Annotated in this window: 14 protein-coding genes; 4 read left to right on the forward strand and 10 right to left on the reverse strand. The window is 72.2% G+C overall.

Annotation, left to right across the window (positions count from 1 at the left end; genetic code table 11):
* Positions 1 to 5 precede the first annotated feature (5 nt).
* Genes ABZX85_RS22750 through ABZX85_RS22785 form a run of 8 tightly spaced genes read right to left on the reverse strand, consistent with a single transcriptional unit; the run spans position 6 to position 9,555 of the window.
* Positions 6 to 1,730: an IucA/IucC family protein gene (locus tag ABZX85_RS22750; RefSeq protein ID WP_355871398.1), complete on the reverse strand. Its 1,725-nt coding sequence runs from the start codon at positions 1,728 to 1,730 to the stop codon at positions 6 to 8.
* A complete protein-coding gene (locus ABZX85_RS22755) occupies positions 1,730 to 2,896 on the reverse strand; it encodes an MFS transporter (RefSeq protein WP_355871401.1) in 1,167 nt (388 codons plus the stop codon). The genes ABZX85_RS22750 and ABZX85_RS22755 overlap by 1 nt, the downstream gene beginning before the upstream one ends.
* Positions 2,893 to 4,494, reverse strand: a complete 1,602-nt coding sequence (locus ABZX85_RS22760; RefSeq protein WP_355871403.1) for an IucA/IucC family protein — start codon at positions 4,492 to 4,494, stop codon at positions 2,893 to 2,895. The genes ABZX85_RS22755 and ABZX85_RS22760 overlap by 4 nt, the downstream gene beginning before the upstream one ends.
* A complete protein-coding gene (locus ABZX85_RS22765; RefSeq protein ID WP_355871405.1) occupies positions 4,491 to 5,639 on the reverse strand; it encodes an ATP-grasp domain-containing protein in 1,149 nt (382 codons plus the stop codon). Before ABZX85_RS22765 ends, ABZX85_RS22760 begins: the two co-directional genes overlap by 4 nt.
* A gap of 49 nt (positions 5,640 to 5,688) precedes the next feature.
* Positions 5,689 to 6,717, reverse strand: a complete 1,029-nt coding sequence (locus ABZX85_RS22770; RefSeq protein ID WP_355871407.1) for an iron-siderophore ABC transporter substrate-binding protein — start codon at positions 6,715 to 6,717, stop codon at positions 5,689 to 5,691.
* A 26-nt stretch (positions 6,718 to 6,743) separates the two neighbouring features.
* Positions 6,744 to 7,556 carry an ABC transporter ATP-binding protein gene (locus tag ABZX85_RS22775; protein WP_355871409.1) on the reverse strand — a complete coding sequence of 271 codons (813 nt, stop codon included), beginning with the start codon at positions 7,554 to 7,556 and terminating at the stop codon, positions 6,744 to 6,746.
* Positions 7,556 to 8,566: an iron ABC transporter permease gene (locus ABZX85_RS22780; RefSeq protein WP_355871411.1), complete on the reverse strand. Its 1,011-nt coding sequence runs from the start codon at positions 8,564 to 8,566 to the stop codon at positions 7,556 to 7,558. The genes ABZX85_RS22775 and ABZX85_RS22780 overlap by 1 nt, the downstream gene beginning before the upstream one ends.
* Entirely contained in the window at positions 8,563 to 9,555 is a 993-nt protein-coding gene (locus ABZX85_RS22785; RefSeq protein ID WP_355871468.1) for an iron ABC transporter permease, read from the reverse strand. Before ABZX85_RS22785 ends, ABZX85_RS22780 begins: the two co-directional genes overlap by 4 nt.
* Before the next feature lie 174 nt (positions 9,556 to 9,729).
* Between ABZX85_RS22785 and ABZX85_RS22790 the strand changes: the two genes are divergently transcribed.
* Positions 9,730 to 10,431: a (2Fe-2S)-binding protein gene (locus ABZX85_RS22790; protein WP_355871413.1), complete on the forward strand. Its 702-nt coding sequence runs from the start codon at positions 9,730 to 9,732 to the stop codon at positions 10,429 to 10,431.
* Here the strand turns inward: ABZX85_RS22790 and ABZX85_RS22795 are convergent.
* A complete protein-coding gene (locus ABZX85_RS22795) occupies positions 10,428 to 12,188 on the reverse strand; it encodes an ABC transporter ATP-binding protein (RefSeq protein ID WP_355871416.1) in 1,761 nt (586 codons plus the stop codon). The two genes, ABZX85_RS22790 and ABZX85_RS22795, sit on opposite strands and share 4 nt — an antisense overlap.
* Positions 12,189 to 12,307: 119 nt before the next feature.
* Between ABZX85_RS22795 and ABZX85_RS22800 the strand changes: the two genes are divergently transcribed.
* The 3 genes from ABZX85_RS22800 (at position 12,308) to ABZX85_RS22810 (ending at position 15,046) form a co-directional block, all read left to right on the forward strand.
* Positions 12,308 to 13,396: an S-(hydroxymethyl)mycothiol dehydrogenase gene (locus ABZX85_RS22800; RefSeq protein ID WP_355871418.1), complete on the forward strand. Its 1,089-nt coding sequence runs from the start codon at positions 12,308 to 12,310 to the stop codon at positions 13,394 to 13,396.
* Complete coding sequence (locus ABZX85_RS22805; protein WP_355871421.1) at positions 13,396 to 14,025, forward strand: MBL fold metallo-hydrolase; 630 nt, start codon at positions 13,396 to 13,398, stop codon at positions 14,023 to 14,025. The genes ABZX85_RS22800 and ABZX85_RS22805 overlap by 1 nt, the downstream gene beginning before the upstream one ends.
* A gap of 88 nt (positions 14,026 to 14,113) precedes the next feature.
* Positions 14,114 to 15,046 (forward strand): SDR family oxidoreductase, encoded by a 933-nt coding sequence (locus ABZX85_RS22810; protein ID WP_355871423.1) that lies wholly within the window; start codon positions 14,114 to 14,116, stop codon positions 15,044 to 15,046.
* 112 nt (positions 15,047 to 15,158) lie between these two features.
* On the opposite strand, the gene ABZX85_RS22815 is transcribed toward ABZX85_RS22810, so the two are convergent.
* Positions 15,159 to 15,317, reverse strand: coding sequence for an Arc family DNA-binding protein (locus tag ABZX85_RS22815; RefSeq protein ID WP_355871426.1), 159 nt, complete (start codon positions 15,315 to 15,317; stop codon positions 15,159 to 15,161).
* Between the last annotated feature and the right edge of the window lie 132 nt (positions 15,318 to 15,449).

Below are 15,449 nucleotides of genomic sequence, written 5' to 3' on the forward strand. Positions count from 1 at the left end.
CCGGTTCACCGGACCACGCTCCCCGCGAGGAGCGACTCGGAGAGCAGCGCCTGCGCGAGCGGCGAGGCGAGGCGGACGTACCCCGCCTCCCGGTCCGCCTTGCGTTCCCACCGGGTCAGGAGGTTGGCCTTCGCGGGCAGCGGCACCCCGGCGAGGAGCGCGGCGAGCCTCGGCGGACAGCCGTCGCGGCGGGCGTACGTCTCGATCGTGGCCCGGACGCGTGCCCACAACTCCCCCTCCAGGGACGGGTGGAGATCCGCGAGGGCGGCGAGGAGTTCGGCGACGTGGTTGACGAACAGGCAGTACACGACCCGGTCCCAGCCGCGCAGCGCGTCGTACGTCATGGGCCCGGCGACGTCCGGCGGGAGAGCGGCGAGGGTGTCGGAGTGGTGCTCGGGGAGCAGCTTGGTGCCCTCCAGATCGCGGAAGAGGACCTGGGCGGGCATACCCGTGGCGTCGACGCAGACCAGGACGTTCTGGAGGTGCGGCTCCAGGACGAGCCCGTGGTCGAAGTAGGCGGCGAGGACCGGCGGGAGCAGCAGCTCCAGGTAGGCCGACCACCAGGCGAGTGCCGTCCCGGGAGTCCCGTCCGGCAGCAGCCGGGCGAGCTGGGCGCGGCCGGTCGGGAACTCGTCGGCGACGGCCGCAGCGAGGAGCGCGGTGGTCCCGGGGGCCAGCCGCCGGGGGAGCCCCTCGCGGACGATCACCCCGAACCCCTCCAGCAGATCCCGGTCGGGGGTGCCGTCGGGGCCGGGCAACGCGAGGGAACGGTAGGCGGGTTCACGCAGCACGGCGGCGCCGGGGAAGCGCCCGGCGAGGTCGGAGAGCGCGGGCTCCAGCAGCCGGGTCAGGGCCACGGCGCCGGTCAGCTCGTAACTGCTGTTCTTGCGCAGGCAGTTCGTGATCCGCACGTTCAGGCTGAACTTGAGGAACGTCTCCCCGTCGTACAGGGTCCGTACGGACGCCGTCGCCGCGAACTCCCGGCCCCCGGTCCCCAGATCCAGGACGTCGCCGCGCTCCGACGCGGCCAGCAGCAAAGGGTGTTCGCGCAGATGCTCGTACTGCCAGGGGTGCACCGGCAGCAGCCGGTACCCCTCGGGCACCTCCCGCAGCCCGTCCAGCGCGTCGGCCGCCCACGCCTCGGCGCTCTCCTGCGCGATCAGCGACGGCCGCACGGCGAGATACCGCAGCGGGAACACCGCCCCCGCCTCGGGTGCGAACGCGGCCCAGGCGCGGGGGTCCCCGGTACGCGCCTTGGGCGTGGGATGGAAGCGGTGCCCGAACAGCAGCGACTGCTCGGACGCCAGGTAGAGATCCTCTCCGGGCGCGTCGACTTCCTTGCGGGACAGGTCACTCAGCGCGGTCCCGATCGCCTCGTGGCTGGATGCGACCTGCGTGAGGAACTCCTCGTTGCGCACGCCGGTCCTGAGCGACAGTTCGTCCTGGGTGAGTTCGGCGAGCCGGCGCCAGCCGATCTCCGCCCAGCCGTCGGCCCGCCGTTCGGTGACGGGTCCGGTGAAGCGGTGCGCGCCGAGGAGGGAGGTCCGGCGCAGGGCGACCCGCAGGAGGGTGCCCCGGCGCGGCAGGCGCAGCAGCAGGTGTCCGTCGTCGACCACGCTCTGGTGCTCGGGCCCGGAGACCTCGCGCAGCAGACAGTTGAGGAGCGTGTGGGCCACCGCCTCGTCGGCGGTGGGCAGTTGGGTGACGGCGGAGGCTGTGAGGGAGTGCATCAACGGCTCCAGCGAGTACGTGGTGCGAGGAAGAGGGTCACGAGGGCGGTGACGGCGGCGGCTGCGCCGCCCGTCAGCACGGGGGCGGCGGGGCCGTACCGGGCGCTGCCCGCGGCGGCGGCGACACCGGCGGCGACCGCGCCGGCCTTGGAGAAGAACTCCAGTGACCCGAACATCCCGCCGGGCGCCCGGCCGCGCGCGCAGTCGGCGGCCAGGACGGAGAGACAGACGAGCCCCAGGGTCAGCCCGGCGCCCAGCACGAGCCGGGCGAGGATCAGCGAGGCCAGCGACCCCGCGACCCCGTGCCCGGCGAGCCCCAGCGCGATGAGGACGAACCCGAGGGCGAGCCCGGCCAGCGGCCGGTCCCGGAACACGGAGTGCACCGGCAACGCCGCCACCAGGTAGCAGAGATGAGGCAGCGCGAACAGCACCCCGGACAGCGCCGACGACGTGCCGGGCACCCGTTCGTCGACCAGGGAGATCAGATACGGGAAGGAGATGACGGTGGAGAACACGAACGCGCACTCCAGCGTGTACAGCGTCCGCAGGGACACGAGCGGTGTGTGCTCCACGCCCGACTCGGCCCGCTGGGCGGCGGGTTGGCCCCGCTCGGGTTCCGGGAGCAGCGCCAGCAGCACGGCCGCCGTCAGCGGCAGGACGGCGAGCAGTGCGTACTGCCGGTGCGGTGACAGCCAGCCCGACAGCGAACCGACCACGATCGGCGCCGCCACCAGCGCGGCCCGCGCACTGCCCTGCATCAGCGTGAGCGCCCGCGACAGCGCCGGGCCCTCAAGTGCCGCGCCGAGATAGCCGTTGGACGCGGCGAACGTCCCGCCCAGAATCCCCTGGAGCACCAGCGCCAGCGTGAACGTCAGCAGCGAGTCCGCCCACCCCGCGAGCAGGAACGACAGCGTCAGCCCCAACTGGGCCCGCAGCAGCAGCCGTTTGCGCCCGAACCGGTCGGCGAGCCGCCCCCACAGCGGGGCGCCCAGCGCGCCGAACACCGTCGGCACCACGTACAGCACCCCCGCCCACCGCGCCTGACGGTCCCCCAACTCCGGGAGGATCTCGGTGAGATACGGCGGCAGCCCGAGAGCCGCGAACGACGCGACGAAGTAGCATCCGGCCACCGCGTACACCTGGGGGCGCCCGAACCCGGCGCTCATGAGCCGCCCCGCAGCAGGTAGTTGGGCCCGTCGGTGTAGTGCTTGTTCACGTCGGCCGCCCCTGAGCGCTCCTTGGCCAGCAGCGTCCCCGCCGACACCATCGCCTTCACCGGCAGCCGGGGCGCTTCGAGCACCCGCCTGCGCAGCACGGCCCCCGCGTCTCCGCCCAGCCGCTCGACGGCCTCCGTGAGCCGGTCCCGGACCAGGTCCAGCAGAGCAGGGTCGTCGAGCCCGAACGCGTAGGCGGCGGCGCAGAGATGGAGCGTGATGGTCGTGAAGACGTCGGCCACCGGCCCGTCGTCGATGGTGAACGTCCTGGGGTCGTCGAAGGCCGGGGTGTGCCCGAGCCGCCCGGTGTTGACGCGTGGCCCGTCGTCGTCCTTGAACAGCAGCCTCATACGGCCACCGGGTTCGACGACGACCGAGACGTTCTGCTGATGCGACTCCAGGGCGATGCCGTACCCGAAGAGGGTGGTCTGCCAGTCGAGGAGGAGGGTGAACAGGGCGTCGAAGAAAGCGAGTCGATCGCCGCCGTAGTGCCGGTCCGCGAGCCGGTCGACGACCAGCCGGCCGCCCGGAGCCTCCGCCAGCAGCGCCGCGAGCGGCACGGCGGTCTCGCTCGGCAGGCGACGGCACAGCACCGCCAGCAACTCGTGCCCCGCGTGCGCGTACGTCGTCTCGTCGGCGTGCAGCACACGGTCCCGGAACCGGGGTTCCCGCTCCAGCACCCACTCCACGAGCCGCTGCCCGGCCACCCCGTCCACGAGCGTGCCCGGCTTGATCGAGCGCTTGTTGCGCAGGCCCAACGTCGAGGTGGCCAGGGGGAGTTTGAGATGCAGCGTGGGATCGGCGACGACGGCGACCGTACGCATGGAGAGGGTCGGGACGACCTCCAGGTACGGGACGTCCGAGAGGACCACGTCCAGCGCGGAGACGGCGTCGACCGTCAACGGATGCACGGGGAACGGCAGATGGGTCTCCGTCAGCTCGGGCAGCCCCAGCGCTTCGAGCGTCGGCCAGAGCGAGGGGAGTGTTCCGCTGAGCGTGACCGTCCCCCGGGGGACCGCGACCCACCTCAGCGTGAACCTGGGGTGGAACTCGGGTGCGTACAGGCGGAGTTGCCCGGCAGTCAGCCCGGCGCGTCCCCTCGCCGTCGGATACACCGGGTGGTCGAGGCGGGCGGCGAGGGTGTCGAGGGGGAGCGTGGGCCAGTCGGCCGGATCGGCGCCGTACCGTGCGGCGAGGGTGCCGAGCACCGCCTCCCGGGTCTCGTCGTGCAGCCGGACGGTCTGTGCCGTCTGCCGGTATTCCTCCGCGAACGCGTCGAACCCTGCCCGGTCCTGCGGGGCGGCGAGGTCGCGCAGGGCGGCGAGGACGGTGTCGTACGAGGTCAGTTCGGTGCCGTCGGTGCGGGTCAGCAGGGGGAGGCGGGCGGCGTGGTCGCCCTGGAAGCCGTCGGCGCGGACCGGCATCAGCAGGTCGCCCCGGGCGATCCACGGTCCGTCGGGGCGCTCCACCAGGGAGCCGAGGGACCGCAGCCCCACGACGTCCTCGCGCAGCAGCGCGCTCAGCACCCTGAGCAGCAACTCGGCGCTCACGGCTGGATCTCCCACCGCTGCCGGGCCAGGAACTCCGCCGACACCCGGTCCACGGTCGCCTGGTCGGTCCCCGTGGCGCGGAGAACCCCCAGGTAGTCACGGTTCGTCCGGTACAGCGGGTGCGTCGAGCCGGGCTGCCGCAGCGGGCGGTACGTCAGATGTACGCCGTCCACGTCGAGGTCGGCCGCCTCGGGCGCCGCGACGAGGGTGCCGGCGCGATCGGCGCACGGGTACTCGACCAGTGCGGCGCCGTCCCGCCGGGCTCCGAGGCCGGCCGGGAGCGCCGTACCGAGGTGGACCTGGAGGACGTGTTCGAACAGCGGGACGCCGAGGAGGCGGGCCAGCAGCAGATCGCACTGGTCGCCGATGGCCCGGTAGTTCACCTCGATGAGCCGCGCCCGCCCCTCGTGCACGACGAACTCGGTGTGGCAGATCCCGAACCCCACGCCCAGCGCGTCGAGTTGGGCGAGCACCTGCTTGAGCACCGGCTCGGGGTGCGCCGGTACGAACGTCATCCGCTCCTCGACGAACCCCGGCGGGTCCGACACCTCGGTGTGGAACCCGCCGAGGACATGCCGCACCCGCCCGTCCCCGAGCGTCTCCAGCGTGTACAGCTCGCCGGGGAGATACTCCTCGACGACCAGGACACTCCCCGGCCGCCGGACGAGGATCTCTTCCGAACGGGCCGCCAACTCTTCCGGGCCGTCGACCAGGACGACATCCTCACTGGCGACGCCTTCGCGCGGCTTCAGGACGCAGGGGTAGGGCGCGTCGAGGGCGACGGGCGCGCTGATCTCGGCGGACCAGACCCCGTCCCCGAGCCACCGCCGCATCTCCGCCTTGTCCTTGCAGCGGAGCGCGGCCCGCCAGTCCTTTCCGGGAAGCCCGAAATAGGAGGCGGCGAGGGCGGCCTGGACCTGGAGATGGTCGCTGTTGGTGAAGATTCCGTCCGGACGGTGATGACCGGATATCCGGGAAACGACGGCCCGGAAATCCCTTACGTCACACGCCAATACTTCTGTACCGGAGTACGAATTCGGTTGGTCGGTGAGTACGGTCACCTCGATCCCGAGCCGTTCGGCTGCGGGGAGAAAACCCTCGGTGACGGAATCGGTGGGGTTGAGAGCGAGCAGGTAGAGACGCATAGGTGGGGGGCTTCCGCTGTGAGTGGGGGGTGAGCGGTGTCGCGTGTCGCTACTGCGCGGCCGGCAGTGCGACACCCGTCGCCTTGGCCACGTCCTTCAGCATCTGCTCGGCGGCCTGCACCCCGATGCCGGACATCCACGTCTCGTCCGGGACGTTGAACACCTTGCCCGCCTTCACGGCCGGCAGGTCCTTCCACACCGGATTCGACGTGACCTGCTTCTCCTGGGTCTTGTCCGGGGTGTCGGCGGTCGTCACGAAGATGAGATCCGCGTCGGCCTGGTCGATCTGCTCGGGGCTGACGTCCTTCATCGTCACCGAGGGGTCGTTCGAGACCTGGGAAGACGGCCGGTCGAAACCGATGTCCTTCAGCACGACCCCGCTGTAGGAATTGGTCTGGTAGAGCCGCGTCGGCCCGGCGATGAACCGCACGACGGAGACGACGGGCATTTTTCCGCCGTCCTTCTTCTTGATCTCCGCGCCGAGAGCGGCGGCCTGCGTCTCGTACTTCTTCAGCGCCGCGCTCGCCTCGGACTCCCGCCCGAGGGCCTCCGCGTGCACGGCGAGGTTCTGCTTCCAGACGCCGCCGGTCGTCGCGGTGAACACGGTCGGCGCGATCGCGCTGAGCTTGTCGTAGATCTTCTCGTGCCGCACCTTCGACGACAGGATCAGATCGGGCTTGAGGGCGGCGATCTTCTCCAGGTTCGGTTCGAGGAGCGGGCCGACGTCCTGGGTGCCGCCCAGCTCGCCCTTGAGGTAGGTGGGGAAGCCGCCCTCGGTCTTGAAGTGCGGCGGGACGGCGCCGACGGGGTCGAGCCCGAGGAGCGTCACGTCGTCCAGCTCGCCGGTGTCGAGGACGACGACCCGCTTCGGCTTGGACGGGATCTTGACGTCGCCCATGGCCGTCTTGACGGTTCGGGGGAACCCGGCGGAGGCCGGAGCGTCGGACGCGGCCTTGGCCGAATCGTTTCCGCTGTCACTGCTGCCGCAGCCGGTCAGCACGACCGCGCCGAGGACGACGGCGACGGGAACGGCCTTGAGACGGCCGATTCCGGGCAGGGGGGAGCGCAAGGTGAACATGGGGGGTGGACTTTCTCTAGTGGGAATCAGTCACGCGAGGCGGCGGAGTGCCGTACCGCGCTGCTCTTCGGGACGACCAGCGGTGTGCCGGTCTCGGGGTCGGGGACGATGCGGCAGTCGACGTCGAACACGGACTTCACGAGCCGCGCGTCGAGCACCTCGGACGGCGGCCCGGCGGCGGCCAGCCGGCCGTCCTTGAGGACGACCATGTGGTCGGCGTAGCGGGCGGCCTGCCCGAGGTCGTGCAGGACCATGACGACGGTCCGGCCGGCCTCCGCGTGCAGCGCGGAGACCAGGTCGAGGACGTCGAGCTGATGGCGCAGGTCCAGGAAGGTCGTCGGCTCGTCCAGCAGGAGCAGCTCGGTGTCCTGGGCCAACGCGAGGGCGATCCAGGCGCGTTGGCGCTGGCCGCCGGAGAGCCGGTCGACGGGGTGGTCGCGCAGCGGCGTCGTGCCGGTGCGCTCCAGGGCGTCGTCCACGGCCTTCTGGTCGGCGGCCGACCACTGGCTCAGCAGCCGCTGGTGCGGGTATCGGCCGAGCCGGACGAGGGCCTCGACGGTGATCGACTCCGGGGTCACCGGCTGCTGCGGCAGCAGGCCGAGGCGCCGGGCCAGGGTCCGCGCGTCCATGCGGTGGATGTCGGCGCCGTCGAGCGTGACGGTCCCGGCGGCCGGTGCGAGGAGCCGGCTCAGCCCCCTCAACAGGGTCGATTTACCACAGGCGTTGGGGCCGACGATCGCCGTGACCGCGCCGCCGGGCAGGGTGAGGTCGAGGTTCTCGACGACGGTCCGGTCGCCGTAGCGCAGCCCGAGCCCCTGGGTGGTGAGCTGGTTGGTCATCAGGAGTTCCTCTTCACGTTCACGGGCGAGGACTGGCGGAGCATGAGCACCAGGAGCCAGGGCGCCCCCAGGGTCGCGGTGACCGCGCCGACGGGCAGCCCCTCGACCGGCAGGAGATGCTGGACGACCAGGTCGGAGGCGAGCAGCAGGACCGCCCCGGTGAGCGCGGCCAGCGCGAGCGTCACGGCCGTCGGCGGCCCGGTCAGGAACCGCACGATGTGCGGCACGGCGAGCGCGACGAACGTGACGGGCCCGGCGAGCGCGGCGGCCAGCGACGCCAGCACCACGGCCAGCAGCAGGAGTTGGAGCCGCGCCCGGGACGTGTTGAGCCCGAGGGCGCCCGCCGAGTCGTCCCCGAGGTCCAGGACCGCGAGCCGCCGGTTCATCACCAGCGCCACGGCCAGCGCGGCGGTCATGGCCGACGCCCCGCCCCACACCTCGGTCCAGGTCCGGCCGTACACCGACCCGGTCGTCCACTGGAGCGCCGACCCGGCCAGCTCCGCCGGGAAGCGGACGATCATCAGGTTGACGGCCGCCGCCAGCGCCGCCTGGACGGCGAGGCCGGTGAGGACCAGCCGGGTGACGGCGAGCCCGGAACCCCAGTTGAAGACGCCGAGCAGCAGCGCGGCGAGGAGGCCGCCGCCGAGCGCGCCGAGCGGGATGAGGGTCTGGGCGGCGCCGGTCGCGAGGAGGGACACCGCGCCGAGGGAGGCGCCGCCGGTGACGCCCATGACGTCGGGGGAGGCGAGCGGGTTGCGGAACAGGCGTTGCAGCACGCACCCGGCCGCGCCGAGCCCGGCGCCCGCGACGATCGCCGCGAACGTGCGGGGCGCCCGGAACTCCTGGACGACCAGGACGTCTCCGGAGTCCCCGAGCCCGACCAGTGCGCGCAGCGCCGTACCGGCGGGGATCGGCATCGTGCCGGTGGTCAGGGAGACGGTCAGCAGGACGAGGAGGGTGACGAGGCCGGTGCCCGCGAAGAGCAGGACGCGTCGGCGGTGGGCGCTCACCGGGCCACCTTCCGCGCGAGGAGGGCCAGCAGCGGGGCGCCCAGGAAGGCGGTGACGATGCCGACTTCGAGCTCCGAGGGCCGGATCACGAGCCGGCCCAGCACGTCGGCGGAGAGCAGCAGGACCGGGCCCGCGAGGAGACAGCCGGGTACCAGGAGCCGGTGGTCGCCGCCGAGGAGGGGGCGGACGAGGTGCGGCGCGGCCAGCCCGATGAACGCGACCGGGCCCGCGACGGCGACCGAGGAACCCGCCAGCAGGACGACCGCGATCCCGCCCGCGAGCCGCACCCTGCCGACCGGGACCCCGAGCGCCGCCGCCGAATCGTCGCCCAGCGCAAGGGTGTTGAGAGCGGGGGAGACCGCCAGCGCGAGGACCAGACCGAGGAGCAGCATCGGCAGGACCTGCCACAGCGCGGACAGCGGACGCTCCGCGAGCGATCCGGCGAGCCAGAACCGGGCCTCGTCCAGGGTGCGCTGGTCGAGCAGCATCACGGCCGACGTCCAGGACAGCAGCACGAGTTGGAGGACGGTACCGCCGAGGGCCAGGCGTACGGGGTCGATGTCCCCGGAGCGGCGGGCCAGCGCCTGGGCGAACAGGGCGGCGGCAGCGGCGCCGGCGAAGGCGAACCAGACGTACTGGAGGGGGCTGTCGAGGCCGAGGGCGTAGATCGCGACGACGACCGCGAAGCCCGCGCCCGCGTTGATGCCGAGGGTGGTGGGGGAGGCGAGGGGGTTGCGGGTGACGCCCTGGGCGACGGCCCCGGCGACGCCGAGCGCGGCGCCCACGAAGAGGCCGATCACCGTACGGGGCAGGCGCAGCCCGGTCACGACGAGCGCGTCACGGCCGTGCGCGTCGCCGAACAGGGCGCCGGTCACGGTCGACAGGGGGATCGAGCGGGCGCCGAGCGCGAGGCTCAGCGCCGCGCACAGCGCCAACGCGCCGATGCCGAGGGCGAAGAGGGAGACGTGCCGGAGGGCACGGGAGGGCACACCTGTGGGGGGTGCGCCCTGACGGGTCGCAGTCACGAGGGGTGAGCTTAGGTTAGGCTTGGTTTACTTTTCAACCGCCTGTGGGGCCGCTGTGCTCGCTCTTGCGATCTTCACACCTCACGTAGCGGTTGGGAACACCCTTGTGCCGGACACTCTTTCCCCGTGGAGCCCCCCATGCCCGTCACCGACGTCCTGCGCAGGCTCACCGGCCTGTGCGACGTCCTCGACGTCCACGTCACCGACGACGAACCGGCCGGCGTCGACCTCCTCACCGACCCCGGCGCCTTCGTCGACGCCGAGGCCGCCCGCATCGAGACCCGCTACGGCGTCCGCGTCCCCCGCCACGTCGCCGCCTCCCGCGCCCTCCACGACTACGCCTGGTCCGCCGCCCTGCTGATGAGCGGCCCCTGGTTCCTCGAACGCCGCGTCCCCCTCGTCCGCCCCCAGGACCTCCGCGCCGACCTCGCCACCGCCTCCTACCAGGTACGCCCGGCCGGCGACGCGGGCGACGACCTCCTCGGCGCCCTCACCGCCCACCTGGAACCGGTCCTCGCCGCGTTCGCCCCCCTCACCCGGCGCGGCTCACGCGCGCTGTGGGGGATGGCCGGCGACGACCTGGTCTCCGGACTCTGGTACCTCGGCCGGGTGCTGGACCGCGAGGACGACGGCATCCGCGCCGCGAGCGAACTCCTCCCCGGCCCCGTCGGACGCTTCCCGGCGGGCGCCGCCTTCCGCAACCTCACCGCCCCGGACGGCAGTTGCCACCCGACCCGCACCCGCGCCGGATGCTGCATGTTCTACGCGATCCGCCCGACCGAGGCATGCGGGACGTGCCCACGCACCCCGGACGCCGAACGCCTGCGCAGGATCGGCTAGTTCACCGATTGCGGCGGTGAATCCGCCGCCGACAGGAACTGCGTCGCCGCCAGCTCCGCGTACAGCGGGTCCGCGCCCACGAGTTCACGGTGCGTGCCCACCGCGCGGACCCGCCCCGCGTCCATGACGACGATCCGGTCCGCCGTCGTCACCGTCGACAGCCGGTGCGCGACGACGAGCACGGTCGTCGAACGGGCCACATCGGCGACGGTGTCCCGCAGCGCCGCCTCGTTCACCGCGTCCAGCTGGGACGTCGCCTCGTCCAGCATCAGCAGCCGGGGCCGCCGCAGCAACGCCCGTGCGATCGCCACCCGTTGACGCTCGCCGCCGGACAGCTTCGTCCCCCGATGGCCGACCAGCGTCTCCAGACCCTGGGGGAGCCGCCCGACCAGCCCGTCCAGCCGGGTCGTCTTCAGCACCCGCCGTACGGAGTCGTCGTCCGCGTCCGGGTTGCCGAGCAGGAGGTTGTCCAGCAGGGAGCCCGACAACACCGGCGCGTCCTGCTCCACGTACCCGATGGCCGACCGGAGTTCGGACAGGTCCCAGTCCGCGAGCGGGCGGCCGTCCAGGGTGACCACGCCGTCCTCGGGGTCGTAGAACCGCTCGATCAGCGAGAACACCGTCGTCTTCCCCGCGCCCGACGGGCCGACGAACGCCGTCATCCCGCGCGGCGGCACGGCGAACGTCACGCCGTGGTGGACGAACGGCAGGTCGTCGGCGTACCGGAAGCGGACGTCCGCGAAGGCGACCGAGGCCGGCCGCGCGTCGGACGCGGGCAGCGGGGCCGGACGGGACACCGGCTCGGCGGGCAGCGCCAGGGCCTCCTGGATACGGGTCAGGGCCGCCGAACCCGTCTGGTACTGGGCGACCGCGCCCACCAACTGCTGGATGGGCGACATCAGATAGAACACGTACAGCAGGAACGCCACCAGCGTCCCGATCCCGATCGCCCCCGTCGCCACCCGCGCCCCGCCCACCGCGAGGACCGTGATGAACGCGACCTGGATCGCGAGCCCCGCCGTGTTCCCGGCCGCCGCCGACCACATCGCGGCCCGCACGCTCTGCCGCCACGACTCCTCCGCCGCCGCGTGCAGCGCCCTCTCCTCACGGTGCTCCGCCCCCGACGCCTTCACCGTCCGCAGCGCCCCCAGCACCCGCTCCAGCGAGGCCCCCATCACCCCGACCGCGTCCTGCGCCCTGCGGCTGGCCCGGTTGATGCGCGGCACGATCAGCCCGATCACCAGCGCCGTGCACACCACCACCCCCAGCGTCACCGCCAGGAGCACCGGGTCCACGAACCCCATCATCACGACCGTCGCCACCAGCGTGAGCCCGCCCGTCCCGAGCCCCACCAGCGAGTCCGTCGTCACCTCCCGCAGCAGCGTCGTGTCCGACGTGATCCGCGCCATCAGATCACCCGGCTCGGTCCGGTCCACCGCCGTGATCCGCAGCCGCAGCAGGTACGACGACAACGCCTTGCGCGCCCCGAGCACCACCGACTCGGCGGTCCGCCGCAGCACGTACGAACCCAGCCCGCCCAGCACGGCGTTGAGCACCACCAGCGCCGTCATCAGAGCCAACGCGCCGCCGATCGGCCGGTCGTGGGACAGGTCGGCTATCAACTCCCGCGCCACGAGCGGCAGAAGCAGCCCCGCCGCCCCCGTCAGCAGCGAGAGCACGGCCCCGGCGAACAAGGTCCGGCGATGCGGCCGGACGTACCCGAGAAGAAGCCGCCAGGGCGGGGTGGTCTGCTGCACGTCGCTCCTCGGTTCACGGGACACCCACCCAGGCTACGGTGGCGCGATGTCGTGCCGGGGGTGATCACGGGCGCGTAGGGTCGGGGGTGGGACGGAGTCGCCGAAGAAAGGGCAGCCCCATGGCACAGGAAGTGCGCGGAGTGATCGCGCCGGGCAAGGACGAGCCGGTACGGGTCGAGACGATCGTCATCCCCGATCCGGGGCCCGGGGAGGCCGTCGTCCAGATCCAGGCGTGCGGGGTCTGCCACACCGACCTGCACTACAAGCAGGGCGGGATCAACGACGAGTTCCCGTTCCTCCTCGGGCACGAGGCGGCGGGGATCGTGGAGTCGGTCGGGGAGGGCGTGACCGATGTCGCTCCCGGTGACTTCGTGATCCTCAACTGGCGTGCGGTGTGCGGGAACTGCCGGGCCTGTCTGCGCGGGCGGCAGTGGTACTGCTTCAACACCCACAACGCCAAGCAGAAGATGACCCTCGCCTCGACGGGCCAGGAGCTGTCGCCGGCGCTGGGGATCGGCGCGTTCGCGGAGAAGACCCTCGTCGCCGCCGGCCAGTGCACGAAGGTCGACCCGTCGGTGTCCCCGGCCGTCGCCGGGCTGCTGGGCTGCGGCGTGATGGCCGGGATCGGCGCCGCGATCAACACCGGGAACGTGGGCCGTGGTGACACGGTCGCCGTGATCGGCTGCGGCGGTGTCGGTGACGCGGCCATCGCGGGGGCGAGCCTCGCCGGCGCCGCGAAGGTCATCGCCGTCGACATCGACGAACGCAAGCTCGCCACGGCCCGGAAACTCGGCGCCACCCACACCGTCAACTCGAAGGAGACGGACGCCGTCGAGGCGATCCAGGAACTGACGGGCGGGTTCGGGGCGGACGTCGTGATCGAGGCGGTGGGGCGGCCGGAGACGTACAAGCAGGCGTTCTACGCAAGGGACTTGGCGGGGACGGTCGTCCTCGTCGGTGTCCCGACACCGGAGATGAAGCTCGAACTCCCGCTGCTGGACGTCTTCGGGCGAGGCGGTTCGCTGAAGTCGTCGTGGTACGGGGACTGCCTGCCCTCGCGGGACTTCCCGATGCTCATCGACCTCCACCTCCAAGGGCGCCTGCCGCTCGACGCGTTCGTCACCGAGACCATCCAACTCGACCAGGTTGAGCAGGCGTTCGAGCGCATGCACCACGGCGACGTCCTGCGCTCGGTCGTGGTCCTCTGATGGCCGCGCGCATCGAACGCCTCGTCACGTCCGGGCAGTTCAGCCTCGACGGGGGCACCTGGGACGTCGACAACAACGTCTGGATCGTGGGCGACGACCATGAGGTGATCGTCATCGACGCCGCGCACGACGCCCGGGCGATCGCGGACGCGGTCGGGGACCGTCGGTTGACGGCGATCGTCTGCACCCACGCCCACAACGACCACGTCAACGCGGCCCCCGCCCTCGCCGAACTGACCGGCGCCCGGATCTGGCTGCACCCGGACGACCTTCCCCTGTGGAAGCTCGCCCACCCCGACCGCGACCCCGACGAGCACCTCGCCGACGGCCAGGTCATCGAGGCCGCCGGAGCCGACCTGCGGGTCATCCACACCCCGGGACACGCCCCGGGCGCGGTCTGCCTGTACGACCCCGCGCTGGGCGCCGTCTTCACGGGCGACACCCTCTTCGCGGGCGGACCCGGCGCCACCGGGCGGTCGTACAGCCACTTCCCCACCATCATCGACTCGATCCGCGACCGGCTCCTGGCGCTGCCCGCCGAGACGCGGGTGCTGACCGGACACGGCGACGAGACGACGATCGGGGCCGAGGTGCCGCACCTGGAGGAGTGGATCGCCCGAGGTCACTGACCTTCCCGGCTGACCTTCCCGGCGGAAACTCCGGACGCGCCGTAAAAGGCGACAGAAGGTGTCCGGTTTCTCGGGAACCCTCGTCCACATGAGAGAGAACGAGAAGCCGGGCCCCCTTCTGCACGGCAAGGTCGCCCTGGTCGCCGGCGCCACCCGAGGCGCCGGCCGGGGGATCGCCGTAGAGCTGGGCGCCGCCGGAGCCACCGTCTACGTCACCGGCCGCAGTACCCGCGGCCGGCGCTCCGAGTACGACCGCCCCGAGACCATCGAGGACACCGCCGACCTCGTCACCGAGGCGGGCGGCCGGGGGATCGCCGTCCCCACCGACCATCTGGTCCCGGCGCAGGTGGAGGCGCTCGTCGAGCGGATCGACGCCGAACAGGGCCGCCTGGACGTCCTGGTGAACGACATCTGGGGCGCCGAGAACCTCGTCGAGTGGGACACCCCGATGTGGGAGCACGACCTCGACAAGGGGCTGCGTGTCCTGCGACTCGCCGTCGACACCCACGCGATCACCAGCCGCCACGCCCTGCCGCTCCTGCTGCGCCGCCCCGGCGGCCTGGTCGTCGAGATGACCGACGGCACGGCCGACTACAACCGCGACAACTACCGCGTGAACTACTACTACGACCTCGCCAAAACGGCCGTCCTGCGCATGGGATTCGCCCTCGGCCACGAACTCGCCCCGCGCGGCGCGACCGCCCTCGTCCTCACCCCGGGCTGGATGCGCTCCGAGATCATGCTGGAGCACTACGGCGTCCGCGAGGACAACTGGCGCGACGCCCTGGAGAAGGTCCCGCACTTCGCGATCTCCGAGACGACCCGCTACGTCGGCCGCGCGGTCGCCGCCCTGGCCGCCGACCCCGACGTCTCCCGGTTCAACGGCCACTCGCTGTCCAGCGGGGGACTGGCCCAGGAGTACGGCTTCACCGATCTCGACGGGAGCCGCCCCGACGCCTGGCGCTACCTGGTGGAAGTCCAGGACGCGGGGAAACCGGCGGATGTGTCCGGGTATCGGTGATGCCGTAGCCGACTGAGGGAAAGTTCACCTGATACCTCCGAGGATGCCCCGGCCTTCAGGCCGGGGAGGAATCGGACCCCTGCGGAGCGGGGCGAGGAAGGAACGATCGCCGTCAGGGCGATTGGTCGTTGCCATCCACTGTGGCGTGAGCGGCCTCAAGTATGTGGACGATCTCCGAGTTGAGGGACCGGTGCTCGCGCTGAGCGTGGTCGCGGAGCCAGTCACGGAGTTCTTCGGGGAGGCGGAGCGTGATCCGTACTTCGTTGTCCATGGTGCTATTAAGGAGGCATGGCGACACCATTGAAAGTCGACAGTACCGGGCGCGCCCGGTACACCTACCGGCTCCGAGTGTCGTCGGCCGCGCTCGCCGGACTCGATGCCGAGTGGGCGCGCTGCCGGTGGA

The sequence above is a fragment of the Streptomyces sp. NPDC004539 genome (assembly GCF_040610055.1).
GTDB lineage: Bacteria > Actinomycetota > Actinomycetes > Streptomycetales > Streptomycetaceae > Streptomyces.